This window comes from Synechococcus sp. PROS-7-1, assembly GCF_014279795.1.
Lineage (GTDB): Bacteria > Cyanobacteriota > Cyanobacteriia > PCC-6307 > Cyanobiaceae > Synechococcus_C.
The window spans coordinates 1916992-1937968 of record NZ_CP047945.1 but is presented as its reverse complement, the minus strand read 5'-3'; the positions used below and the strand labels follow the sequence as shown (position 1 = coordinate 1937968).

The following is a 20977-nucleotide window of genomic DNA, read 5'->3' as shown; positions in this document are numbered from 1 at the left end:
GATTCAACTCAGGACCCCTACGCGGTGGATGGCCCGTCCGGCACTCACGATCGCCTTATTGCTCACCACAAAGGAGCTTGTGGATGCCTGTGGGCAGTGGCTGCCGGTGAATCGGTACAAACCGGTGGATCTGCATCAGGCCGCCTCGGGTGAAGGACTTCTGGAGGTGCTGTCACACCAGCGTGAAGCGGTGGATGCGGTGGTCATCGAGCAGTCTCTTCTCGACGAGAGCACCCGCGAAGGCCTGCATCGCGAAGGGCTGCTCTTCCCCGCCGTGGTGGTGGGGGAGCTGATGGGGCGGGTCGATTACCACCCGGAGGAGGTGCATCTTCCCGTCGATCAGCTCGAGCAGCTGGGATACAACGTGGATGCTGCTATTTCGCGCTTTCTGCGTCAGGGTCAGAAAGAAGCAAGGCCGGGGGATGAGTCGGATGCGAACGCACTGCCCTCAGCGGAGAGCAGTGCGTGGAAGCTGTCGAGTCGTCTTCAGGAGCGCCTGGGCTACCTGGGTGTCTTTTACAAGCGGGATCCTTCCCGTTTTCTGGCCAATCTCCCCCCTGATGAGCAGCGGGAGCTGGTGCAGTCCTTGCAGCGCACCTACCGCGATCTTCTGATCAGTTACTTCCGTGACCCGGCCGCTGCCAACCAGGCCCTGGAGAGTTTCGTGAATACGGCCTTTTTTGGCGACCTGCCCATCACCCGCACTGTGGAGATCCACATGAATCTGATTGACGAGTTCTGGAAGCAACTCAAACTTGAAGGGCACAAGAACGATTTCCTCCAGGACTATCGGCTCGCTCTGCTCGACGTCATGGCCCATCTCTGCGAGATGTATCGACGCTCCATTCCTCCCGAGGTCGCTTTGGCGGTTTCTTCTGAGCAACGCCGCTCCCTGATCGATTCGGAGGTGTCCTCATGAGCCCACGGAAGACCTACATCCTCAAGCTGTACGTGGCTGGGAATACGCCGAACTCGATGCGTGCACTGAAAACGCTGCGCAACATTCTTGAGACTGAATTCAAGGGCGTTTATGCCCTGAAAGTGATTGATGTGCTCAAGAACCCACAGCTGGCCGAAGAAGACAAGATTCTGGCGACCCCGACGCTCTCCAAAATCCTGCCTCCACCGGTTCGTCGCATCATTGGAGATCTGTCTGACCGGGAGAGGGTGCTGATCGGCTTAGACCTTCTCTACGACGAGCTCGCCGACAACAGCCTGACGTCGACGCTGATGGATGCGTTGGAAGATGCAGACACAACGGATTCAGATTCTTAAGCCCGACCGTGTGACTGACCGCCCGCTTCGTTTTTCTCTTTAGCGTTTCTCCATAAGCTCGCCACCATGCAGATCTCCAGCTCCAGTGGTTCGCCACAGATGCAGGTTCAGAAGCTCCCAACAGGGATTGAGGGCTTTGATGATGTCTGCCATGGCGGGCTGCCGATCGGTCGCAGCACCCTGATTAGTGGCACGTCCGGAACTGGCAAGACGGTTTTCTCCCTGCACTTCCTGCATAACGGCATCGCGCACTTTGACGAGCCAGGCATCTTTGTCACCTTTGAGGAGTCGCCCCTCGATATCCTCCGCAACGCAGCCAGCTTCGGTTGGAATCTGCAGGAGATGGTGGAGCAGGACAAGCTGTTCATCCTCGATGCATCACCGGATCCGGATGGACAGGATGTGGCCGGAAGCTTTGATCTTTCCGGTCTGATCGAACGCATCAATTACGCCATTCGCAAATACAAGGCCAAGCGGGTGGCGATCGACTCGATCACGGCAGTGTTCCAGCAGTACGACGCGGTCTTCGTCGTGCGTCGTGAGATCTTTCGTCTGATCGCTCGTCTCAAAGAGATCGGCGTCACCACGGTGATGACCACGGAACGGATCGACGAGTACGGCCCCATCGCTCGCTACGGCGTTGAGGAGTTTGTCTCCGACAACGTCGTGATCCTGCGCAACGTGCTTGAGGGCGAGCGTCGCCGGCGCACGGTGGAGATCCTCAAACTCAGGGGAACCACGCACATGAAGGGGGAATTCCCTTTCACCATGGGAGCCCATGGCATCAGCATCTTCCCCCTCGGGGCGATGCGCCTCACCCAGCGTTCCTCGAATGTGCGGGTCAGCTCCGGCGTGCCTCGGCTGGATGAGATGTGCGGGGGTGGTTTCTTTAAGGACTCCATCATCCTCGCCACCGGTGCCACCGGAACCGGCAAGACCCTGCTGGTGTCGAAGTTCATTGAGGATGCCTGCCGGAATAAAGAACGGGCGATCTTGTTTGCCTATGAGGAGTCACGTGCCCAGCTGCTGCGCAATGCCACAAGTTGGGGGATCGACTTCGAGCAGATGGAGCAGGACGGACTGCTGAAGATCATCTGTGCCTATCCCGAGTCGACTGGTCTCGAGGATCACCTGCAGATCATCAAGACCGAGATCAGCCAGTTCAAGCCGTCACGGATGGCGATTGATTCTCTCTCCGCCCTGGCCCGTGGCGTCAGCCACAACGCCTTCCGCCAGTTTGTGATCGGTGTGACCGGCTATGCCAAGCAGGAGGAAATTGCCGGGTTCTTCACGAACACATCGGAGGAATTCATGGGCAGCCACTCGATCACTGATTCCCATATCTCCACCATCACCGACACGATCCTGCTGCTGCAATACGTGGAAATCCGAGGGGAGATGGCCCGAGCCTTGAACGTGTTCAAGATGCGTGGCTCATGGCACGACAAAGGAATCCGCGAATTCGTGATCACAGGCAACGGTCCTCAGATCAAAGACTCCTTCTCCAATTTCGAGCGGATCATCTCCGGCGTTCCCCATCGGGTGACCACCGATGAGCGCAGCGAGCTCCTACGCATTGCGCGGGGCGTGGATCCTGATGCCTGATCAGGCCTCTTGCTGCCGTTCAGCCTTCCACTGCAATTCTTCGGGATCTTCCTGAGATAAAGGCAGATCGAACCAGAAGGTGGTGCCCACTTCGAGTTCGCTGGCCATGCGGATGTCGGTTCCATGCTTCTCGAGGATGCCGCGCACGATCGAGAGGCCAAGCCCGGTGCCCACTTCCGTATGCACTGCATTTTCAACGCGGTAGAAACGCTCGAAGATGCGCTGTTGATTCTCTGGGCTGATCCCGTATCCGGTGTCGGAGATCTCCACCCGCATGCGCGGAAGCGGTGATGTGAGTGGGCATGTTGGCCACTCGATCTCCTCCTGTGGTGGGGTCATCTGACAACTGTCCGGCCAGGTGTAGGCACGGATCACCAGCTGACCGCCCTCGCGATTGAATTTGAGGGCATTGCCCACAAGGTTGTCGAGCACCTGGAGCAGCAGATCCCAGTTGCCAAGAATGTCGGGGAGGTCTCGATCCGCTTCAAGGCGGAGCTCCACTTTCTTGTCTGACGCATTGAGCTGATAACTGCGCAGGGTCTGCTCCAGTCCCGGACGCAGCTCAATCGGCGCGAAGGCGACGCTGCGGCTCGATTCCAACCGCGACAGGTCGAGCACATCATTCACCAGTCGCGTCAGGCGATCGGTCTCTGAGTTGGCAATGCTCAGAAAGTCGCGCCGGTCTTCATCGCTGAGCTGATCCCCCATGTCGTGGAGGGTTTCCACATAGCTCTTGATGTTGAAAAGGGGCGTGCGCAGTTCGTGGGACACATTGCTGATGAAGCGACTCTGCGCAGCGTTCAACTCCACTTCGCGGGTGAGATCCTGGATCGTGACCGCCATGCCTTTCAGTGTTTCTCCGCTGGGCTCGCGAACGGCTTGCAGAACGAATCGGAGGGTTCGCGGTGGATCGCCGATGCTGCTGCGGAGCTCGTTGGTGTCGGTGCGGTTGCTCGACACGGCCTCAATCGGCTCATGCAGCTCCACGGCGAGAAACTCGGGGAGTTCGTTGAGAAAGTCCTGTCCCTCGAGGTTGCGTCCTTCCCAACGGAACAGACGCCGAGCTGTTGGATTGGCCAGCACGATGCGTCCGTCACCGTCCAGGAGAACAGCGCCGTCAGCCATGGTGGCAATCAGGGATGCCTGTTTCACCTGCGCGGCCTGCAATTCCTCGATGTTCGCCGCGTCATAAACCTGAAGCTGGGAGGCCATGGCGTTGAAGCCCTCCAGCAGTTCGCCAAGTTCACCGCCAACGGGGAGGCCGATCCGGGCGCGGAAGTCGCCACTGCCGATCGATCGGACCCCTCGAAGCAGCTCCTTCACGGGTCGGGTGATCGTGAGGGCATTGAACACGGCCCCCAGGATCACCAGCACCCAGATGGAGATGAACACCGCCACCGTCACCTCTCGGGTGAGAGCCGCACTGGCCAAAGCTGTCTCGTTGGGATTGACTCCTAGGGCCAGCACGCCCAGGTAGCGGTTTTGCTCCACCAAGGGGACAAAAACGTCGGTGACCAGACCCTGGGGAGTGATGTGCTGCCGCACCAGTGGGTTCTTGGGGCGGTTCTGCATTTCCGCGGGCAGTTCCAGTCGCCGATTGAGACGGAGATCACCATCTGAAGCGCTATCGCTTCCGCTGATAGGAATTCCCAGGTAGACGATCCCCTCCGGGTCGGCGAAAAAGATGTAGCGGAGGCTTCGGCTGGATCGCCAGAACGTTTCGGCCACATTGGCCAATTCCCGATCGCGACCCTCGGCAACCAGCTCGCTGACATTGCCCGCCAGCAGCAGCCCGAGATCTCTGGCGTAGCGGGTGTCGTTCATCGCGGCATCGCGCTGGATGCCATTCAGTGCGAAGAAGGTGATGCCCGTCATCATCAGGCTCACCACCAGGGTGGCCACCGCCAGCAGCTTCGTTTGAAGGCTGAATTCAGCCCACCAAGCCCCGATCCGCTCTCTCCAGCCCCGGCCTTCACCCTGGTTGGGTTCGATCACCGCCCAGGAGGCCAGGCCATCGTTCGAGGCCGTCGCTGGTTCGCTGGCCATGGCTCCGACTCGCGTTGGTTGAGCCTAAGACCGGCGTACCTGGTGGCCGATGTCCCGGCGGTATTGCATTCCTCTGTAGTCCACCGTTTCGAGGGCTTGGTAAGCGCGAGCGAAGGCCTGGTCGAAACTGTCACCCTGTGCCACCTGGGTCAGGACCCGTCCTCCGCTGGTGAGCAGACGACCGTCCTGATCCCGGCGGGTTCCGGCGTGGAACAGCTGGCGCTGGGGATCGGCATCCGGCGCAATGCGAATCGCATCCCCTTTGCTGGGAGCCTCGGGGTAGCCCTCCGCGGCGGTCACCACACAGGCACTGCATGCCTCGGTGATGGCGAGAGGTGGTGCCAGATCAAGGCATCCCAGTGCACAGGCCTGAAGCACCTGGGCCAGTTCCGGCCCCATCAGCGGCATCAGGGTCTGGCACTCCGGATCCCCAAACCGGCAATTGAATTCGATCACCTGGGGGCCGGCGTTGGTGAGCATGAGGCCGGCGTAGATCACACCCCGGTATTGAATGCCTCGGCTGCGCAGAGCATTCAAGGTTGGTGTGAGTACCTGCTCCTTCACCTGCTGGATGCCGGCGGCGTCGAGCAGAGGGGCTGGGGCATAGGCGCCCATGCCGCCGGTGTTGGGACCCCGATCCCCTTCGAGAAGACGTTTGTGATCCTGGGCGGGTGGGAGCAGCACCATGCGTTCGCCATCGCACAGAGCGAACACCGAGACCTCTGGTCCTTGCAGGCGTTCTTCGAGCACCAGGCGTTCGCCCGCGCTGCCGAACCGGCCGGCGAAGGCCTCCTTGATCGCGGCTGCCGTGGCTTCGATGGTCTCGGCCACGGTGACCCCTTTCCCGGCGGCCAAACCATCAGCCTTCACCACGAGAGGCCGCTGTAGGCGATCGAGCAAGGCCAGTGCCTCGGATTGCTCCGACACCGCCCAGTGCCCCGCAGTGGGGATCCCTCCTTCCTGCATTAGTTGCTTGGCCCAGGCTTTGCTGGCCTCCAGCTGTGCACCATCGGCACCCGGTCCGAACACCGCCAGTCCGGCCTCACGCAGACGATCGGCCACCCCTGCAGCCAGGGGTGCCTCTGGGCCGATCACCACCAGATCAATGGCGCTGTTGCGGCAGTGCGTGATCAGGCCGTCGGCATCGAGCTCGCTGATGCCAAGCGCCCGACAACCTTCGAGATCCATGGTGCCGCCGTTGCCAGGGGTGACCCACACCTCATCCACCCCTGGGCAACGGCGTAGCGCCCAGGCCAGGGCCTGCTCACGGCCGCCGCTGCCCACCACGAGCAGGCGGTGCAGAGGTGGCAGAGACTGGGGACGGGAGCTGGAATGGGCCATGGAGGCAGGCGTGATGGGCGAAGACCCTTAGGTTTGAACGCTCCATCACAGTCTTCGACGGTGATGGGGTCCATCCATCTTTGTTGAGCGCCTGCCGGCCCATGGGTTTTCTCCCCCTGTCCCTGACGCTTTTGCTGGCGGCAACCCCGATTCCTGTGGATGCCCCCCCGCTTCAGGACGATGCTGCACCTGTACTGGAGCAGGCGATGGCGCCGGAGGCATTCGAGGCCGTGCTTCTCGAGGGCGATCTTCCTGCGCTCCAGCTGGCGTGTGCTGATGCCGCTCAGTTTGGGTTGGAGGAGCGATTGCGCTTGCTGCGCAATCGCTTGATGGTGGTGGCACCGTCTCCTCAGCCTTTTGATGTGGTGATGGCGAATGCCCGGGCGCTGATGCAATGCAAGGCGCCCGACAGTGTGCCTGTGGTGCTCAGTCGCTATGGCCCAGCGCCAGGCCAGCAGCGCCGGGACTGGCTGCTGCTCTCCTGGCAGGCGGCTGCTGCGGCTCTGGATCAGGAGCGGGCGATCCTGGCCCTTCTGCGCCTGGCTGAAGGGGATCCTTCTCGACTGGAGGCTGAAGCGCTTGTGGTGGGGCTGGATGAGGAGGGGCAACCATTGACGCGCTCTGCTCTTGATCTGCTGGCGGACCACCAGATCGCCAACGGAGAGACAGCTGAGGCTGTGATCACCCTGCTGGCCGGGCGCAGCCCTGGGGTGGCGGCGGCTCGCCGGCTCGGCTTGGCGTCTGAGCTGCTGGGAGCGTTGGAACCCGAGCGCAGTGCTCCCCTGCTTGAAGCGGCCCTGGATCAGGCAGCCGCCTCTGAGGCCTGGAACTTGGCGGAGGATCTTCTGCGGCTGCAGCTGACGCTGGAGTTGGAGAACGGCGGCAGTGGTGATCGTCCGCGTGAGCGTCTGCGCCGCCTGGCCACGCGGGTGGATGATCGCTTCACCCTCTTGGATCTGGATCGGAACGTGCCGGTTTTGGAGCCTGGGCAGCGTGAGCAGCTGGATCAGGAGCTGCGCTCCCCGCGTGCGCCGGGAGGACATGCCGCACTGGGAGAATCAGAGCCGTCCGAGGCCGACGCGACCGTTTTCCCCGCACAGCCATGACCCTGTCCCACGGCGAACTTCTTTACGAAGGCAAAGCCAAACGCATCTATGCCGGCGCAGACGCCCAGCAGGTTTTGGTGGAGTTCAAGAACGACGCCACCGCCTTCAATGCCCAGAAAAAAGCCCAGTTGGAGCACAAGGGGCGTTTGAACTGCCAAATCTCGGCCTGCCTGTTCGAGTTACTCGAGCGCCATGGGATTCCCACCCATTACGTGGGTGTTGCCGATGCCACCTGGATGGTTGTCCAGCGTGTGGAGGTGATTCCGATCGAGGTCGTGCTGCGCAACACGGCCACCGGTTCGCTCTGCAGAGAAACCCCGATCGCCCAGGGCACAGCCATCGATCCGGCTCTTCTCGATCTCTATTACAAGGACGATGCGTTGGGGGATCCGCTGCTCACGGATGCTCGGATCGCCCTGCTTGGCGTGGTGAGTTCTGAGTTGCGCCAGCGCATGGAGGCTCTGGCCCGCCAGGTGAATGCTGTGCTGCAGCCGTTCTTCAGGGACCTGGGGTTGCAGCTGGTGGATTTCAAGCTGGAGTTGGGTCTGAATCAGGCCGGCGAGCTGCTTGTTGCCGATGAGATCAGTCCCGATACGTGCCGCCTCTGGGACCTCAGCAATACCGATGCCAATGAGCGAATTCTTGACAAGGATCGATTCCGTAAGGATTTGGGCGGTGTGATCGAGGCCTACGGGGAGGTCTGCAAACGGGTACAAGGGGCATGCCCACAACCCCGGAACTGCGGGTAAGTTCTCCAGACGTTTGTGGCCTTCACGGCCGACTTCCGTCCCCCCCATGGTGACCTTCTCCTCCAGCCGAACCAGGACGTCCGTTCGGAGGAGCGTTCTTGGGGTGGCGCTGTCGCTTCCACTGATGGCCCTCCCTGCCAGGGCGCAAGCTGAGGCTGAAGCAGTTCAGGTCGATGCATCGGAAACCGAAGCGGTTCAGGTGGACGATGCCGCTGGAGAGGCTGAGGTCGAGCAGAGCACGACCGAACAGATCGACGTCACTCCAGCCGCGCCGGATCAAACCCCTCCCTCAGAGCAGCCACCTGCGGCAGAAACCGTTCCCCAGGCTCCCTCCAGTCCCAGGGTGTTGATTACTGAGGTGATCATTGAAGGCATCGCCGACCATCCGGAGCAGGAACGTCTTGAGTTGGCGGCCTACGACGCGATGAACGTGCGTCCGGGCAGCAGGGTGACCCGGGAGGAGCTCAAGCTCGATCTTGATGCCATCTATGCCACCGGCTGGTTCTCCGATGTGCGCATCGAGCCGATCAATGGCCCGCTGGGTGTGCAGCTGGTGGTTCAGGTGGTGCCCAATCCAGTGCTCACTCGAGTGGAACTCGAGCCGGAGGACAACAAGATCAAGCCGGAGGTGATCGAGGACACGTTTAGTTCCGATTACGGCCGCACGCTCAACCTCAACGAGCTGCAGCTACGCATGAAGGAGCTGCAGAAGTGGTACGCCGATGAGGGCTACTCCCTGGCCCGGGTGAGTGGTCCGACACGGGTGAGTCCCGATGGTGTGGTGCAGCTCAAGGTGTTGATCGGCACAGTTGATGGCGTTGAAGTTCAGTTCATCACCAAAGAAGGAGAAACCACCAACGACAAAGGTGAGCCGATTAAAGGGAAGACCAAGCCATGGGTGGTGACCCGGGAAATTTCGATTGAGCCTGGCGAGCCCTTCAACCGCAAACAGCTTGAAGAGGACATCAAGCGCCTTTACAGCACGTCGCTATTTAGCGACGTCAAAGTGACCCTCAAGCCTGTGGCTGGGGAGCCGGGCAACATCACGATCGTGCTCGGCATTGTGGAGCAATCCACTGGTTCTCTCTCCGGTGGTTTGGGTTACAGCCAAAGCCAGGGTGTGTTCGGCCAAGTGCAGCTCTCGGACAGCAACCTGTTCGGCCGTGCCTGGAATCTGGCGCTCAACATCACCTATGGCCAGTTCGGCGGGCTCGCCAACTTCACCTTCACCGATCCGTGGATCAAGGGAGACAAGCACCGCACATCCTTCCGGACCTCCATCTTCCTGAGTCGGGAAGTCCCCCAGGTGTTCCAGAGCCAGAACGAGGGTGACATCGTCACCGTGACTGACTACCAGGACAACAACTCCAAGTACGCCTACGACATCAGGAATAACAACAACCCTGCAGACCGGCGCTTCAACAATGTGGCCCAGGCCAGCAAGCAGTTCCCCGAAGAGAGCTGGTTTGATTTCGAAGGGGATTCCGTCGCCCTGCAGCGGGTGGGAGGCAACATCATTTTCGCCAGACCTCTGAATGGGGGGGATCCGTTCAAGAAGGTGCCCTGGCAGGTGCTGGCCGGTGTGAATCTCCAGAATGTGCGGCCGATCAATTTCAACGGCGACACCCGCCCCTACGGCGTGCCCAGCGGCAACATTCGAGATGGCCGTATCCCCAACGATGAGGTGATCTGCGTCGCCTTTGATTGCGCGGACGAAAACAATCTGGCCAGTGTGCGTTTTGCGGCCACCTACAACACCCTCAACGATGGGCGCAATCCCACCTCAGGCAACTTCTTCAGTTTCGGCACGGAGCAGTACGTGTCCATCGGAGCGAATTCACCAACCTTCAACCGCTTCCGCACCACTTACACCCACTTCATTCCTGTGAAGTGGCTCAAGTTATTCAAGGGATGCCGACCCAAACCCGGTGAAAAAGAGAACTGTCCCCAGGCTCTCGCCTTCCAGGTGAAGGCCGGCACGATCGTGGGGCAATTGCCCCCCTACGAAGCCTTCTGTTTGGGTGGTTCCAACTCGGTGCGTGGTTGGTTCGACTGCGACCTGGCGGTGGGTCGCAGTTTCGGTGAAGCCACGATCGAATACCGCTTCCCGATCATCAGCATCTTCTCCGGCGAGGTGTTCTTCGATGCCGGTACGGATTTCGGATCCCAGGCCAGTGTTCCAGGCAAGCCCGGTCAACTGCTCAAGAAGCCTGGATCCGGTGTTTCCCCTGGTATCGGTGTGATCGTGACCACGCCTGTGGGTCCGCTGCGACTGGAAGTGGCCAGCCAGGACTTCACCGGGGAGTGGCGCTTCAATCTTGGTGTGGGCTGGAAGTTCTGATGGTTCGCTGGCCCGTTGATTACGACGGTGCCTGGACCCTGGCGGGGCCTGTGCGCCGAAGTGGCATTGGTTTGCACAGTGGCCAGCCCGTGTCGGTGACGCTGAAGCCGTCGGCCGATCCGGGCGTGTGGGTGCAGTGGTCGTCAGATGCCGCATCCCCCGTGCGGCTCGAGCCGTCTCAGGTGCGTGACAGCCAGCTCTGCACCACCCTTGAACTTGGGGACCGCCGTTTGGCCACGGTTGAACATCTGTTGGCCGCTCTGGCGGGGTGCGGGCTCACCCATGCCCTGCTCGAGGTTGAAGGAGAGGAGATTCCTCTTCTTGATGGCTCAGCCCTTGGATGGGTGGAGGCGATCGCTGAAGCGAATCTGCAGGAGGTTTCCGGTTGGAGGCCGCAGCGCCCCATGCTCGAGCAACCGCTCGCCTTGCATCGCGGCAGCAGTGTGATCACCGCGACTCCGGCCGAGCAGTTCAGTGTTGTGGGCGTGATTGATTTCCCCCAGCCCGCGATCGGCCGGCAACAGTTCGCGTTGGAGCTCACGCCGCAGCGTTTCGTCGACGAGATCGCCCCGGCTCGCACCTTCGGCTTTCGGGAGCAGGTGGAACAGCTGCGTGCCGCTGGATTGATCCAGGGTGGAGCACTTGATAATGCCCTTGTTTGTGATGGAGAGCACTGGCTGAACCCACCACTGCGCTACCCGGATGAACCGGTGCGCCATAAGCTGCTGGACCTGATCGGTGATCTGGCGCTCGTGGGATTCCCGCGCGCGCAGGTGCTGGTCTACCGAGGCTCCCATGGTCTGCATACCGACCTGGCGGCGGCCCTGGCCGATCGTTCCCCTGTTCAGCCCTGACTGTTTTGACCTCTTCCTCCGCCAACGACATCGCGTCGTCCCAGCCCGTGCTCAATGCGGAGCAGATCATGGGTTTGTTGCCGCACCGCTACCCCTTTGCCCTTGTGGATCGGGTGTTGGAGCACGTTCCTGGTGAAAAGGCTGTGGCCATCAAGAATGTGACCCTGAACGAGCCCCAGTTTCAAGGGCATTTCCCAGCCCGACCGCTGATGCCCGGCGTGCTGATCGTGGAGGCGATGGCCCAGGTGGGCGGGTTGATCGTCACCCAGATGCCTGATCTGCCGAAGGGACTGTTCGTGTTCGCCGGCATTGACGGCGTGCGTTTTCGCCGGCCAGTGGTCCCTGGTGATCAGCTGCGCATCAGTTGTGAGCTGCTCAGCCTTAAGCGCAAGCGTTTTGGCAAGGTGAAGGCGGAAGCCACAGTGGATGGCCAGCTGGTGTGTTCCGGCGAGTTGATGTTCTCGCTCGTGGATTGACGATGATGAGCGAACAGCGTTCCACTGTTGTGACTGCCGAGAACCGGCCCGCCCAGGTGCACCCCCTCGCTGTGGTTGATCCGCGCGCTGAGCTTGCGGCTGGCGTGGTGATTGGTCCTGGCGCCGTTGTGGGGCCCGACGTGCAGATTGGTGCTCATACCTGGATTGGCCCCAATGCCGTTCTTGATGGGCGACTGATCATCGGTGAACACAACAAGGTTTATCCCGGTGCCTGTCTGGGACAGGAACCCCAGGATCTGAAATACAAAGGTGCGCCCACGGAGGTGGTGATCGGAGATCACAACACCATCCGCGAGTGCGTCACGATTAACAGAGCCACCGATGAGGGGGAGCAGACCCGAATCGGAGATCACAACCTGTTGATGGCTTACTGCCACCTCGGCCATAACTGTGAGTTGGGCAATGGCATCGTGATGTCGAACAGCATCCAGGTGGCGGGTCACGTGTTGATCGAAGACCGGGCGGTGATCGGTGGTTGCCTGGGCATTCATCAGTTCGTGCAGATCGGTGGCATGGCGATGGTGGGCGGCATGACCCGGGTGGATCGGGATGTGCCGCCTTACTGCCTGGTGGAGGGACACCCTGGTCGGGTTCGCGGTCTGAACCGGGTGGGATTGCGCCGGCGGGGGCTTGATCGCAAGGACGATGGCCAGGACCTCAAGCAACTGCAGGAGATCTGGTCGTTGCTGTACCGCTCGGATCATGTGATCGCCGATGGCCTCAAGCTGGCCCGGGAGCAGTCCCTGCTGCCGCTGGCGGATCATCTCTGTTCCTTCCTGGAGCGCTCCATTGCGCCCGGGCGCCGTGGCCCCATGCCGGCCCTCGGCTCTCGCTGATGGTGCGATTGCTGATCAGCACCGGTGAGGTGTCCGGTGATCTGCAGGGAAGTCTGTTGATCGAGGCCCTGCACCGGCAGGCTGCCCTCAGGGGGTTGGATCTGGAAGTGCTGGCTCTCGGCGGGAGCCGGATGCAGGCGGCTGGAGCGGAACTGCTTGCGGATACGGCGCCGATGGGGGCGATTGGCCTGTGGGAGGCCCTGCCTCTGGTGATGCCCACCCTCAAGCTGCAGGCCCGCGTGGATCAAGTGCTGCAGCGGCGTCCACCGGATGGGGTGGTGTTGATCGACTACATGGGGGCGAATGTGCGCCTGGGCAACAGCTTGCGGCGGCGGTTGCCGACTGTTCCGATCACGTACTACATCGCACCGCAGGAGTGGGCCTGGCGAATCGGTGACGGCGGCACCACCCAGCTGCTGAAGTTCACCGACCGGATTCTGGCCATTTTCCCGGAGGAGGCTTCGTTTTATGCCAGTCGTGGGGCAGACGTGACCTGGGTTGGCCATCCCCTGCTTGACAGTGTGGCCAACCGTCCGGACCGGGCAGCCGCCCGCGCGCGGCTGTCGTTGCCGCCGGAAGGCCGGCTGCTCTTGTTGTTTCCTGCATCCAGGCCCCAGGAGTTGAAGTACCTGATGCCGGTGTTGGTGCAGGCTGCAGCCCGTCTTCAGGCCCGGGATCCCTCCCTGGATGTGATGGTTCCGGCCGGATTGGCCTCCTTTGAACAGCCCCTCAAGCAGGCCCTAGCCGCTGCTGGTGTGCGGGCCTCCGTGGTGTCGGCCGCAGAGGCCGACACCCTGAAGCCGTGGTTGTTCGCGGCGGCGGATTTGGCCCTGGGCAAATCAGGCACGGTGAATGTGGAGTTAGCGCTCCATGGAGTGCCCCAGGTGGTGGGGTACCGGGTGAGCCGGGTCACGGCCTGGGTGGCCCGTCATCTGCTGCGCTTTCAGGTAAAGCACATCTCTCCGGTGAATCTGTTGCTGGATGAGCGCTTGGTGCCAGAGCTGCTCCAGGATGCGTTCGATGCCGACCATCTCGTGGAGTTTGCGGCGCCGCTTCTGGATGATCCTCAGGCGCGGGAGGCCATGCTGAGTGGCTACAAACGGCTCACAGAAAGGCTTGGCGAACCCGGCGTGACCGATCGCGCCGCCTGCGCCATTCTCGACCAGCTTCCCCCCACCCCAACCGCCTTGTGATACGCCTCGTTCTGCCTCTGTTCATGGTGGGAGCTCTGCTTCTCGGGGCTCCTGGTTCCGTGTTCGCGGCCGTGGAAAACGCCGTGCTTGCCGGGGGATGTTTCTGGTGTCTGGAGAGTGACCTGGAGAAACTTCCCGGGGTGCTTTCGGTTGAGAGTGGCTACAGCGGCGGAAGCGTGGCCAAGCCCACCTACCGGCAGGTGACCAGCGAGACCACGGGGCACCAGGAGGTGGTGGAGGTGCGGTTTGATCCGGCCAAGATCAGCTACCCCCGCCTGCTGCAGTCGTACTGGCGCAATGTGGACCCCTTGGATGGCGGCGGCCAGTTCTGTGACCGGGGCGATTCCTATCGGCCGGTGATTTTCACCAACAGTGAGGGGCAGGCCCAGGCTGCCCGCGCCAGCCGCGCTGCGGCCGCCAGAGAGCTGGGGGTGCCAGAAGCGAAGCTCAAGGTGGAGATCAAGCCTCTTAAGAAGTTCTGGCCGGCCGAGGGGTATCACCAGAATTACGCCAAGAACAACTCCCTCCGCTACCGCTTCTACCGGTTCAGCTGCGGTCGTGATCGCCGGCTGGATCAGGTGTGGGGCAGCAAGGCCCGCAGCGGCGCTGCCTGGAGTACACCGGCGAAGCGTTGACAACGGCGGTCCACTTGGCTTAGCGAATTCTGTGGAAATTCTGTAGTCGTTGATTCGCTCTGACTCACTGACTTCTCAGTGAAGGTGCGGGTTTTACCCCCTCCCCTTCCTCGATTGATCTGCGTACCATGGCCTCGGGACGCGTAGGAGGTCTGTATGTATCTGCTGACCATCAAGGACGGTCTTGTCACCCGTCACGTGGGCCCGTACCCATCACCGAAGCAGGCCTCCGATGATCTCGATCGGGTGATGGCCAGTTGCTCTGAGCGGGCTCGCTGGCAGATTCATGCCCTTGAGCACCCGCTCTCCGTCGTTAAGACTGCAGCCGTGGCCTCTTAGGGAGACGTCTGATCGGATCGCCGGCCCGGGTAGCCACGCAGTAGGCCGGATTCGATCATCAACCCCACGCCAGCATTGATGGCAATCAGGCTGAGGGTGCCGTACCAGAACCAGGGCCCCCGATCCTGACCGAGCATCTGCACGATGCGCCGACTCACCGCTTCCCCGAAGAGGCAAAGTCCGGCGGGAAGCAGCAGCACCCCCAGCTGGGCTCGGATGTACCAACGCAGCGGTTTGGAAGCCATGGCGTGCGGTGACGGCTCCCGAACTTAGGTGGTGGTGGTGCCTGCCTGGCTGCGGACCCAGTTCACCAGAGTGCGAACTCCGTAGCCGGTGGCTCCCGATGGATCCAGCCCCCGGCCCTTGTCGCTCCAGACCGTGCCAGCGATATCGATGTGGGCCCAGGGAATGCCGGCATCCACAAACTCCTTGAGGAACAGGGCGGCTGTGATCGAACCACCCGGCCGGGGGCCGGTGTTTTTCATGTCCGCCAGCAGGGATTTGAGCCCTTTGCGGTAAGAGCTGTGCAGGGGCATGCGCCACAGTCCCTCGCCGGCGGATTGGGCGGCCAGCTCCAACTGGGAGGAGAGGTTGTCATCGCCGCTCCAGAGGCCGGCGATTTCATCGCCAAGTGCAATTACACAGGCACCCGTGAGCGTGGCCAGATCAACGATGGCGTCGGGTTTGAGCTTGCAGGCATACACGAGGGCGTCGGCGAGGGTCAGCCGCCCTTCGGCATCGGTGTTGTTGATCTCGATTGTGGTGCCGTTGGAAGCGGTAACGATGTCGCCGGGGTGCACGGCGGAGCCATTGATCATGTTTTCGCAGGAGGCCACCAGCATGTGCACCTCCACGCCGGCAGGACGCAGTTCGGCGATCGCCCGCATGGCGCCGAACACAGCGGCGCTGCCCCCCATGTCGAATTTCATCATGTCGATCTGGGCGGCGCCCACCTTGAGGTTGTATCCGCCTGAATCGAAGGTGAGCCCTTTACCCACCAGCACCAGCCGCTTGCTTGCTTCGCCGTTGGGGCGGTAGGTGAGGTGGATGAATTTGGGGTCCATGTCCGACCCTTGGCACACCGAGAGGAAGGAGCCCATGCCGCGCTCCTCGCAGTCGGAGCGCTCGAGGATGGTGAGCTCCAAGCCGTGTTCATGGGCCAGGTGGCTGGCGGTGCGTGCCAGTTCCGTTGGGGTGACGCTGTTGGGAGGGGCGGCAACCAGCTCGCGGGCCAGTTCCACGCCGGCGCACACCGGATGCACGGCTTCCAGGCCTTGAGAAAAGCCTCCGGGCAGAGGTCCCAGCAGCTCAAGCTGGTCGGGTTTGGGGCTGGGTTCGGGCTTGCTGCGGAAGCGCTCGTCGCTGTAAAGCGCCAGACGCACCGCTTCGGCAGCGGCGGCGGCATCCTCTTCGGGGCTGTCGCTGCTCCAGGGGAGCAGCAGGCCCAGGGTGCCCCCTTGCCCCTGCGCAGCCCTGGCCGCGGCGGCTGCAGCAAGGCGCAGGCGGTCGCGATCAACGCTGGAGGCCTCTCCCAGGCCAACCAGCACAAGGGCTGTGCAGTCGCTGCGCAATAGGGGCAGGCTGACGCAGTCGCCGGGCTTGCCGCTGAAGGGTTTCTGCTTCAGCCAGCCGCTGAGTTGCAGGCTGAAGCGCTGCTCCATGGCCGCCACCAGGCCCTGGGGGTCGTTCTCAGGGATGCCAAGGGCCAGAACGGAACCGCTCCAGGCCTCAAGGGTGGCCGGAGAGAGGGAGATCTTCATGGGGAGCCGATGCCTGCAGCGATGCTAGAAGCCACCCTCAGCCCGCATGGAAGGGTGTGGCCCAGCGCTCGCGCGTTTCCTTGTTGAAGGGCGGTTGCCAGCGCCGGATCAGGGTCTGCTCCAGCTGCCGGCGGGCTCGGGTGGCCGTGGGCACATCGCCCCAGAAGCGGATGCTGGTGCTGCAGCGCAGACCACAGGCCATGCAGGCTTCCTGGTAAGCGGCCAGGTAGGCCTTGCAGTCGTGCTCCCCCTTCCAGCGACGATCGGCAGCGATCGTTTCACCGATGTAGAGCAGCAGGGGGTGTTCGAGATCGGCAGGCCGGTCCATTACCAGGTAAAGCGCTGCGCCTTGATGGGGGCCTTCCGGCCAGCGCCAGAAACTGAGCGGTAACGGTTTGAGCTGCAGGGGGTCAAAGCTCGCGAGCGGATCCTGGACCGCCTCGAACAGGGCACCTTGCAGCGCCTCCGGGGGTGTGGGCGTAAACAGCGGTGCCTGGAAGGCATGCACCCGCTGTTGCCAGCGGCGCAGCTGGGTGGCCGTGATCACCAGCTCTGCGCCGCCACCCGCCGCGCTGGCCTGGGAGGCACCAGCAAAGAGATCGCCCTGGCGGGGTGCCTCAGCCATGCACTCAGCGCCGCGGCGGCAGGCTGGGGCCGGAGGGCTTGGCTCCAAAGGTCACCCGGCCGATGAGGGCTTCCACGGCATCAGGCGGAAGACAGAGTCGCTCCTGCAGGTCCGCCAGGTGCTGGAACGGTTGGCGCCGCCGCTCGCTGATCAGGCGCTGCAGCCGTTCCTCCGGCCATCCCAGGCTGGCGGCCAGCAGGGAGGGACTGCCGGCATTGAGATCGAGAGTTGTTTGATTCGGCAGCGGGGGTGCGTCGCCATGCCAGCGGAACACCAAATAGGGGCGCCATCGATCGCAGAGCGCGGGTGGCAACTCGAGCAGACGGGCCAGATCCTCCAGCTGGCTGAACTGCACCCCGCCCTGCTGCAGGCGCAGAAGCAGATCCACCATGGCCTCACTGCAGCCGGGCAGTCGGCGCCAGTCGGCGGCCGTGGCTCGGTTCACATCAATGCACCAGCTGGATTCTTCGTCCCCAGGGGTGGGGGCAGCGGGTGGGCGCACCGGATCGGCAGGCAGGTCGCCGATGGCCTGCAGCACCTTGCGTGCCAGGGGATCGAGCCAGTGCCGGCGGGCCATTGCCGCGTGTCTCCTTAGCAGCCTGGCCAGGACCCTAGGTCCAGCGGGGCGGTCTGGCGGGAACCTGCACGAGCCCCTCACGAAAGGCGGTCACCACCGCCGCGGTGCGGTCTTTGGCCGGCAGCTTGCGCAGCAGGCTGCTCACGTGACTTTTTACGGTCTCCATGGACACCAGCAGGTCGTTGGCGATCTCCTCATTGCTCATGCCGCGGCACAACCCGCGCAGCACGTCTTCCTCACGCATCGTGAGTTCCTGCAGGGGCAGGGACTGGCCGCTGCTGGGAAGCCGGCTGTGGTGGAGCACACCGCTGATCAACGGATCGAGGTATTGCCCATCGCTGTCGACCGCGGTGAGGGCGGCGGCCACCGCTCCGGTGCCGGCGCTCTGAACGGCGCAGATGCCATGGCATCCGGCCTCGATCGCGTCCAGGATCGTGCGGGCGATCGGCCTGTGCAGCAGGATCAGGGCCTTGAGCTCGGGCTGAACAGCAAGGGCGCGCCGCACCAGGCTGATGCCGCTGCCGCTCTCCAGCAGATCGGTGCACAGCAGCAGGGTGGCTGCGTGGCTCTGAATGTTGCTGAGGCAGTCGTCTTCGCTGGTGCAGGCGGCCACCAAAGGCCCCTGACCTTCGAACCAGATCGTCCAGCTGGCGAGCAGCACAGGGTCGGCGGTGGCGATGGCGGTTTGGCTGCGCCGCAGCAGGCTGTGACCCTGGCGGGATTGCTGTTGCAGAGAGGGGATCCGTGAGCTGAGATCCATCGGGAGAAACGGTCGGGAACCGAGGCCGCTGGCGTTGTCATGGTGGCTCGAATCCAGGGGCGTGGATCCGCACTGTCAGCGACGGCGGCCATTGTTCAGACTTTCTCAAGTAAACGGATGGAGCCATGGCGTTCTTCGACTCCGAAATCGTGCAGGAGGAGGCCAAGCGGCTGTTCGGCGATTACCAGCAACTGATGCAGCTGGGCTCGGATTACGGCAAGTTCGACCGGGAGGGCAAGAAGAAATTCATCGACACGATGGAGGAGCTGATGGAGCGCTACCGCGTGTTCATGAAGCGTTTCGAGCTCTCGGAAGACTTCCAGGCCAAGCTCACGGTGGAGCAGCTGCGCACCCAGCTGGGGCAATTCGGCATCACGCCGGAACAGATGTTCGAGCAGATGCACGGCACGCTGGAGCGGATGAAAAGTCAGCTGGAGCAGCCCCCCAGCTGAGGCGACCCGTACGATTCAGCCCGCAACCGCTCCGCCTGTCCATGGCCCCGACCCCGTCCTTGCCGGCCTGGCTGTCGCGCGGCATGGCCGATCTCTTTCCTGCGGGAGACCCCGCTGATGCAGATCAGGCCCTGGCGGCACGCTTGGCGCATGCGGAGACGCAGGGCCGGCCGCTGCGGGTGAAATTGGGCATCGACCCCACCGGCAGCAGCATTCATCTTGGCCACAGCATCTTGTTCCGCAAGCTGCGGGCCTTCCAGGATGCGGGCCATACGGCGGTGCTGATCATCGGGGATTTCACGGCACGCATCGGTGATCCCACCGGCAAAAGCGACACCCGGGTGCAGCTCACGGCTGAGCAGGTGGACGCCAATGCCGCCACCTATCTCGCCCAGCTGGGCCAGGGGCAACCGAAGGACACGGCCCTGCTGGATTTCGAGACCCCCGGCCGTTTGGAGGTGCGCCGCAACAGCGAATGGCTGGAGGGTTTGGATCTGCCTCAGGTGATCGCTCTGCTGGGGACGGCCACCGTGGGCCAGATGTTGGCCAAGGACGACTTTTCCAAGCGCTACGGCAGCGGCACGCCCATTGCCCTGCATGAGTTTCTCTATCCGCTGTTGCAGGGCTACGACTCGGTGGCGGTGAACGCCGATGTGGAGCTGGGCGGCACCGACCAGAAGTTCAATGTGGCCATGGGCCGCGATCTGCAACGCCATTTCGGCAAGGGGACGCAGTTCGGGTTGCTCTTGCCGATCCTGGTGGGTCTCGATGGGGTGCAGAAGATGAGCAAGAGCCTCGGCAACACCGTGGGTTTGGAGGAGGATCCCCTCTCGATGTACTCCAAGCTCGAAAAGGTGGGCGACGGGGCGATCGACGACTACGTGACCTTGCTCACCGACCTGGATCTGGCGGCGTTGCCGGAGAACCCACGCGAGAAGCAGAAGGCGATGGCTCTAGCGGTAACCGCCAGCCGCCATGGGATGGAGGCCGCCACCAAGGCTCAGGCCGATGCCGCCAGCCTGGTGGGCGGAGCGGGGGATGCAGCGGCGGAGGTGCCGGAGGCGTCGCTGGCGCAGGTGAACTTCCCAGCCAAGGCCTTCTATCTGCTCAGCGCGGTGGGCATCTGCGCCAGCAGCAGCGATGCGCGCCGTCAGATCAAGGGTGGCGCCGTGCGCTTGGAAGGAGAGAAGATCACCGACCCCAACCAGGAGTTCGCCACAGCCGCGGAGCTGGAGGGCAAGGTGCTGCAGTTGGGCAAGAAGACCTTCCGGCGGCTTACCGCTTGAGCAGGGTGACGCAGGCCCCGTACTCGCTCAGGGGCTGATCGCAGCTCAGTAGCTGGATCCGCTCCTCCTGCGCCTGAGCGATCAGCAACCGATCAAAAGGATCCCTGTGGTGCCAGGGCAAATTCTGGACGGCTAAGCAGTGCTCGGCCTGGATGGGCAATTCTTCAAACCCTTCACGCTGGAGATGCTGGCGTAACGCAGCAGTGTCGAACTGAAAGTCGGGGCGGTTGAGCGAGCGTTTGATCGCCACTTCCCACAGGCTGACGACACTCACAAAAAAGCGTTGTTGTCGGTCTTTCAGATCTGGGATCAGCGTGGCTGGGAGCTCTTCCGGTGCAAAGGCCATCCAGATCAGCAGCTGCGTGTCGAGCAGGCGTGGCGGTGTTGTTCCGCTGGTCATCAGCCGAACATGGCGTTGATGTCATCAACGAAGTCGGCTTTCACATCAGCAGTGGCGATGCCCTGGTTGCTCATGAACCCCAGCGTCCGCCTGCGCGGTGAGGTGTCGACGGGGACGAGCTTCACCAACGGTTTGCCGGCCCGAGCGATCACCACCTCATCCCCATCCAGGGCCTGCTCCACATAACGGGAGAGGTGGGTCTTGGCGGCGTGGAGATTCACTTGCATGGCATCAGCTTAGCCGGCAGGGCGGCTAAGCCAGAGGGGTATGTGCTGCGGCTGGGCAGGAGGACCTTCCGGC

23 protein-coding genes are annotated in these 20977 nt (G+C 62.5%); 14 read left to right on the top strand and 9 right to left on the bottom strand.

All coding sequences use genetic code 11. The annotated features are described in order from the left end of the window. The first annotated feature begins 28 nt into the window (after nt 1–28). The 3 genes from SynPROS71_RS10605 to kaiC all read left to right on the top strand — a co-directional run bounded on the left by SynPROS71_RS10605 (nt 29) and on the right by kaiC (nt 2880). Nucleotides 29–919: a circadian clock protein KaiA gene (locus SynPROS71_RS10605; protein ID WP_186595003.1), complete on the top strand. Its 891-nt coding sequence runs from the start codon at nt 29–31 to the stop codon at nt 917–919. Then, nucleotides 916–1275, top strand: a complete 360-nt coding sequence (gene kaiB / locus SynPROS71_RS10600; RefSeq protein WP_011933861.1) for a circadian clock protein KaiB — start codon at nt 916–918, stop codon at nt 1273–1275. Before SynPROS71_RS10605 ends, kaiB begins: the two co-directional genes overlap by 4 nt. 66 nt (nt 1276–1341) lie before the next feature. Further along, on the top strand, nt 1342–2880 hold the full coding sequence (gene kaiC / locus SynPROS71_RS10595; RefSeq protein WP_006043362.1) for a circadian clock protein KaiC: 1539 nt from the start codon (nt 1342–1344) through the stop codon (nt 2878–2880). On the opposite strand, the gene SynPROS71_RS10590 is transcribed toward kaiC, so the two are convergent. Both SynPROS71_RS10590 and purD read right to left on the bottom strand, forming a co-directional pair. Continuing rightward, nucleotides 2881–4926, bottom strand: coding sequence for an ATP-binding protein (locus SynPROS71_RS10590; RefSeq protein WP_186595001.1), 2046 nt, complete (start codon nt 4924–4926; stop codon nt 2881–2883). Nucleotides 4927–4950: 24 nt separating this feature from the next. After that, nucleotides 4951–6267, bottom strand: coding sequence for a phosphoribosylamine--glycine ligase (gene purD, locus SynPROS71_RS10585; RefSeq protein ID WP_186594999.1), 1317 nt, complete (start codon nt 6265–6267; stop codon nt 4951–4953). A gap of 101 nt (nt 6268–6368) precedes the next feature. Here purD and SynPROS71_RS10580 point away from each other — a divergent pair, with 101 nt between their 5' ends. The 9 genes from SynPROS71_RS10580 to SynPROS71_RS10540 all read left to right on the top strand — a co-directional run bounded on the left by SynPROS71_RS10580 (nt 6369) and on the right by SynPROS71_RS10540 (nt 14817). Further along, the gene (locus SynPROS71_RS10580; RefSeq protein ID WP_186594997.1) at nt 6369–7373 is read left to right on the top strand and encodes a hypothetical protein; all 1005 of its coding nucleotides are present in this window, start codon (nt 6369–6371) and stop codon (nt 7371–7373) included. Beyond that, a complete protein-coding gene (purC, locus tag SynPROS71_RS10575) occupies nt 7370–8122 on the top strand; it encodes a phosphoribosylaminoimidazolesuccinocarboxamide synthase (RefSeq protein WP_186594995.1) in 753 nt (250 codons plus the stop codon). Before SynPROS71_RS10580 ends, purC begins: the two co-directional genes overlap by 4 nt. 46 nt (nt 8123–8168) lie before the next feature. After that, a complete protein-coding gene (locus SynPROS71_RS10570) occupies nt 8169–10463 on the top strand; it encodes a BamA/TamA family outer membrane protein (protein ID WP_186594993.1) in 2295 nt (764 codons plus the stop codon). Continuing rightward, the gene (gene lpxC, locus SynPROS71_RS10565) at nt 10463–11317 is read left to right on the top strand and encodes a UDP-3-O-acyl-N-acetylglucosamine deacetylase (RefSeq protein ID WP_186594991.1); all 855 of its coding nucleotides are present in this window, start codon (nt 10463–10465) and stop codon (nt 11315–11317) included. The genes SynPROS71_RS10570 and lpxC overlap by 1 nt, the downstream gene beginning before the upstream one ends. A gap of 5 nt (nt 11318–11322) precedes the next feature. After that, entirely contained in the window at nt 11323–11793 is a 471-nt protein-coding gene (gene fabZ / locus SynPROS71_RS10560) for a 3-hydroxyacyl-ACP dehydratase FabZ (RefSeq protein WP_255440126.1), read from the top strand. A 2-nt stretch (nt 11794–11795) separates the two neighbouring features. After that, a complete protein-coding gene (gene lpxA / locus SynPROS71_RS10555) occupies nt 11796–12650 on the top strand; it encodes an acyl-ACP--UDP-N-acetylglucosamine O-acyltransferase (RefSeq protein ID WP_370586875.1) in 855 nt (284 codons plus the stop codon). After that, on the top strand, nt 12650–13843 hold the full coding sequence (gene lpxB, locus SynPROS71_RS10550; RefSeq protein ID WP_186594987.1) for a lipid-A-disaccharide synthase: 1194 nt from the start codon (nt 12650–12652) through the stop codon (nt 13841–13843). The genes lpxA and lpxB overlap by 1 nt, the downstream gene beginning before the upstream one ends. Before the next feature lie 23 nt (nt 13844–13866). Beyond that, a complete protein-coding gene (gene msrA / locus SynPROS71_RS10545) occupies nt 13867–14478 on the top strand; it encodes a peptide-methionine (S)-S-oxide reductase MsrA (RefSeq protein WP_255442119.1) in 612 nt (203 codons plus the stop codon). Nucleotides 14479–14634: 156 nt separating this feature from the next. Continuing rightward, nucleotides 14635–14817, top strand: a complete 183-nt coding sequence (locus SynPROS71_RS10540) for a hypothetical protein (RefSeq protein WP_186594985.1) — start codon at nt 14635–14637, stop codon at nt 14815–14817. Here the strand turns inward: SynPROS71_RS10540 and SynPROS71_RS10535 are convergent. The 5 genes from SynPROS71_RS10535 to SynPROS71_RS10515 are packed head-to-tail and all read right to left on the bottom strand — an operon-like array spanning nt 14814 to nt 18539. Then, a complete protein-coding gene (locus tag SynPROS71_RS10535; RefSeq protein WP_186594983.1) occupies nt 14814–15062 on the bottom strand; it encodes a hypothetical protein in 249 nt (82 codons plus the stop codon). The two genes, SynPROS71_RS10540 and SynPROS71_RS10535, sit on opposite strands and share 4 nt — an antisense overlap. 24 nt (nt 15063–15086) lie before the next feature. Then, on the bottom strand, nt 15087–16577 hold the full coding sequence (locus tag SynPROS71_RS10530; RefSeq protein WP_186594981.1) for a leucyl aminopeptidase: 1491 nt from the start codon (nt 16575–16577) through the stop codon (nt 15087–15089). Nucleotides 16578–16614: 37 nt separating this feature from the next. Then, nucleotides 16615–17202, bottom strand: coding sequence for a GIY-YIG nuclease family protein (locus SynPROS71_RS10525; protein WP_186594979.1), 588 nt, complete (start codon nt 17200–17202; stop codon nt 16615–16617). Nucleotides 17203–17206: 4 nt separating this feature from the next. Next, nucleotides 17207–17779, bottom strand: coding sequence for a type II secretion system protein GspK (locus SynPROS71_RS10520; RefSeq protein WP_186594977.1), 573 nt, complete (start codon nt 17777–17779; stop codon nt 17207–17209). 34 nt (nt 17780–17813) lie between these two features. Then, nucleotides 17814–18539, bottom strand: a complete 726-nt coding sequence (locus tag SynPROS71_RS10515) for a response regulator transcription factor (protein WP_186594976.1) — start codon at nt 18537–18539, stop codon at nt 17814–17816. A 125-nt stretch (nt 18540–18664) separates the two neighbouring features. Between SynPROS71_RS10515 and SynPROS71_RS10510 the strand changes: the two genes are divergently transcribed. Continuing rightward, nucleotides 18665–18991, top strand: coding sequence for a DUF1825 family protein (locus SynPROS71_RS10510; protein ID WP_011933843.1), 327 nt, complete (start codon nt 18665–18667; stop codon nt 18989–18991). A gap of 41 nt (nt 18992–19032) precedes the next feature. Then, complete coding sequence (gene tyrS, locus SynPROS71_RS10505) at nt 19033–20277, top strand: tyrosine--tRNA ligase (protein WP_186594974.1); 1245 nt, start codon at nt 19033–19035, stop codon at nt 20275–20277. Here tyrS and SynPROS71_RS10500 read toward each other — a convergent pair. Then, nucleotides 20267–20677 (bottom strand): type II toxin-antitoxin system VapC family toxin, encoded by a 411-nt coding sequence (locus tag SynPROS71_RS10500; RefSeq protein ID WP_186594973.1) that lies wholly within the window; start codon nt 20675–20677, stop codon nt 20267–20269. The genes tyrS and SynPROS71_RS10500 overlap by 11 nt on opposite strands. Beyond that, on the bottom strand, nt 20677–20904 hold the full coding sequence (locus tag SynPROS71_RS10495; RefSeq protein WP_011933840.1) for a type II toxin-antitoxin system Phd/YefM family antitoxin: 228 nt from the start codon (nt 20902–20904) through the stop codon (nt 20677–20679). The genes SynPROS71_RS10500 and SynPROS71_RS10495 overlap by 1 nt, the downstream gene beginning before the upstream one ends. Between the last annotated feature and the right edge of the window lie 73 nt (nt 20905–20977).

Bases quoted from the DNA above. Each gene is read 5' to 3' on its own strand.
- SynPROS71_RS10605 (WP_186595003.1), top strand. From the start codon at position 29: ATGGCCCGTCCGGCACTCACGATCGCCTTATTGCTCACCACAAAGGAG.
- SynPROS71_RS10530 (WP_186594981.1), bottom strand. From the start codon at position 16,577: ATGAAGATCTCCCTCTCTCCGGCCACCCTTGAGGCCTGGAGCGGTTCC.
- SynPROS71_RS10580 (WP_186594997.1), top strand. From the start codon at position 6,369: ATGGGTTTTCTCCCCCTGTCCCTGACGCTTTTGCTGGCGGCAACCCCG.
- SynPROS71_RS10535 (WP_186594983.1), bottom strand. From the start codon at position 15,062: ATGGCTTCCAAACCGCTGCGTTGGTACATCCGAGCCCAGCTGGGGGTG.
- SynPROS71_RS10510 (WP_011933843.1), top strand. From the start codon at position 18,665: ATGGCGTTCTTCGACTCCGAAATCGTGCAGGAGGAGGCCAAGCGGCTG.
- SynPROS71_RS10515 (WP_186594976.1), bottom strand. From the start codon at position 18,539: ATGGATCTCAGCTCACGGATCCCCTCTCTGCAACAGCAATCCCGCCAG.
- kaiC (WP_006043362.1), top strand. From the start codon at position 1,342: ATGCAGATCTCCAGCTCCAGTGGTTCGCCACAGATGCAGGTTCAGAAG.
- SynPROS71_RS10525 (WP_186594979.1), bottom strand. From the start codon at position 17,202: ATGGCTGAGGCACCCCGCCAGGGCGATCTCTTTGCTGGTGCCTCCCAG.
- SynPROS71_RS10590 (WP_186595001.1), bottom strand. From the start codon at position 4,926: ATGGCCAGCGAACCAGCGACGGCCTCGAACGATGGCCTGGCCTCCTGG.
- SynPROS71_RS10570 (WP_186594993.1), top strand. From the start codon at position 8,169: ATGGTGACCTTCTCCTCCAGCCGAACCAGGACGTCCGTTCGGAGGAGC.
- lpxA (WP_370586875.1), top strand. From the start codon at position 11,796: ATGATGAGCGAACAGCGTTCCACTGTTGTGACTGCCGAGAACCGGCCC.
- kaiB (WP_011933861.1), top strand. From the start codon at position 916: ATGAGCCCACGGAAGACCTACATCCTCAAGCTGTACGTGGCTGGGAAT.
- SynPROS71_RS10540 (WP_186594985.1), top strand. From the start codon at position 14,635: ATGTATCTGCTGACCATCAAGGACGGTCTTGTCACCCGTCACGTGGGC.
- msrA (WP_255442119.1), top strand. From the start codon at position 13,867: ATGGTGGGAGCTCTGCTTCTCGGGGCTCCTGGTTCCGTGTTCGCGGCC.
- purD (WP_186594999.1), bottom strand. From the start codon at position 6,267: ATGGCCCATTCCAGCTCCCGTCCCCAGTCTCTGCCACCTCTGCACCGC.
- SynPROS71_RS10500 (WP_186594973.1), bottom strand. From the start codon at position 20,677: ATGACCAGCGGAACAACACCGCCACGCCTGCTCGACACGCAGCTGCTG.
- SynPROS71_RS10495 (WP_011933840.1), bottom strand. From the start codon at position 20,904: ATGCAAGTGAATCTCCACGCCGCCAAGACCCACCTCTCCCGTTATGTG.
- tyrS (WP_186594974.1), top strand. From the start codon at position 19,033: ATGGCCCCGACCCCGTCCTTGCCGGCCTGGCTGTCGCGCGGCATGGCC.
- purC (WP_186594995.1), top strand. From the start codon at position 7,370: ATGACCCTGTCCCACGGCGAACTTCTTTACGAAGGCAAAGCCAAACGC.
- lpxC (WP_186594991.1), top strand. From the start codon at position 10,463: ATGGTTCGCTGGCCCGTTGATTACGACGGTGCCTGGACCCTGGCGGGG.
- lpxB (WP_186594987.1), top strand. From the start codon at position 12,650: ATGGTGCGATTGCTGATCAGCACCGGTGAGGTGTCCGGTGATCTGCAG.
- SynPROS71_RS10520 (WP_186594977.1), bottom strand. From the start codon at position 17,779: ATGGCCCGCCGGCACTGGCTCGATCCCCTGGCACGCAAGGTGCTGCAG.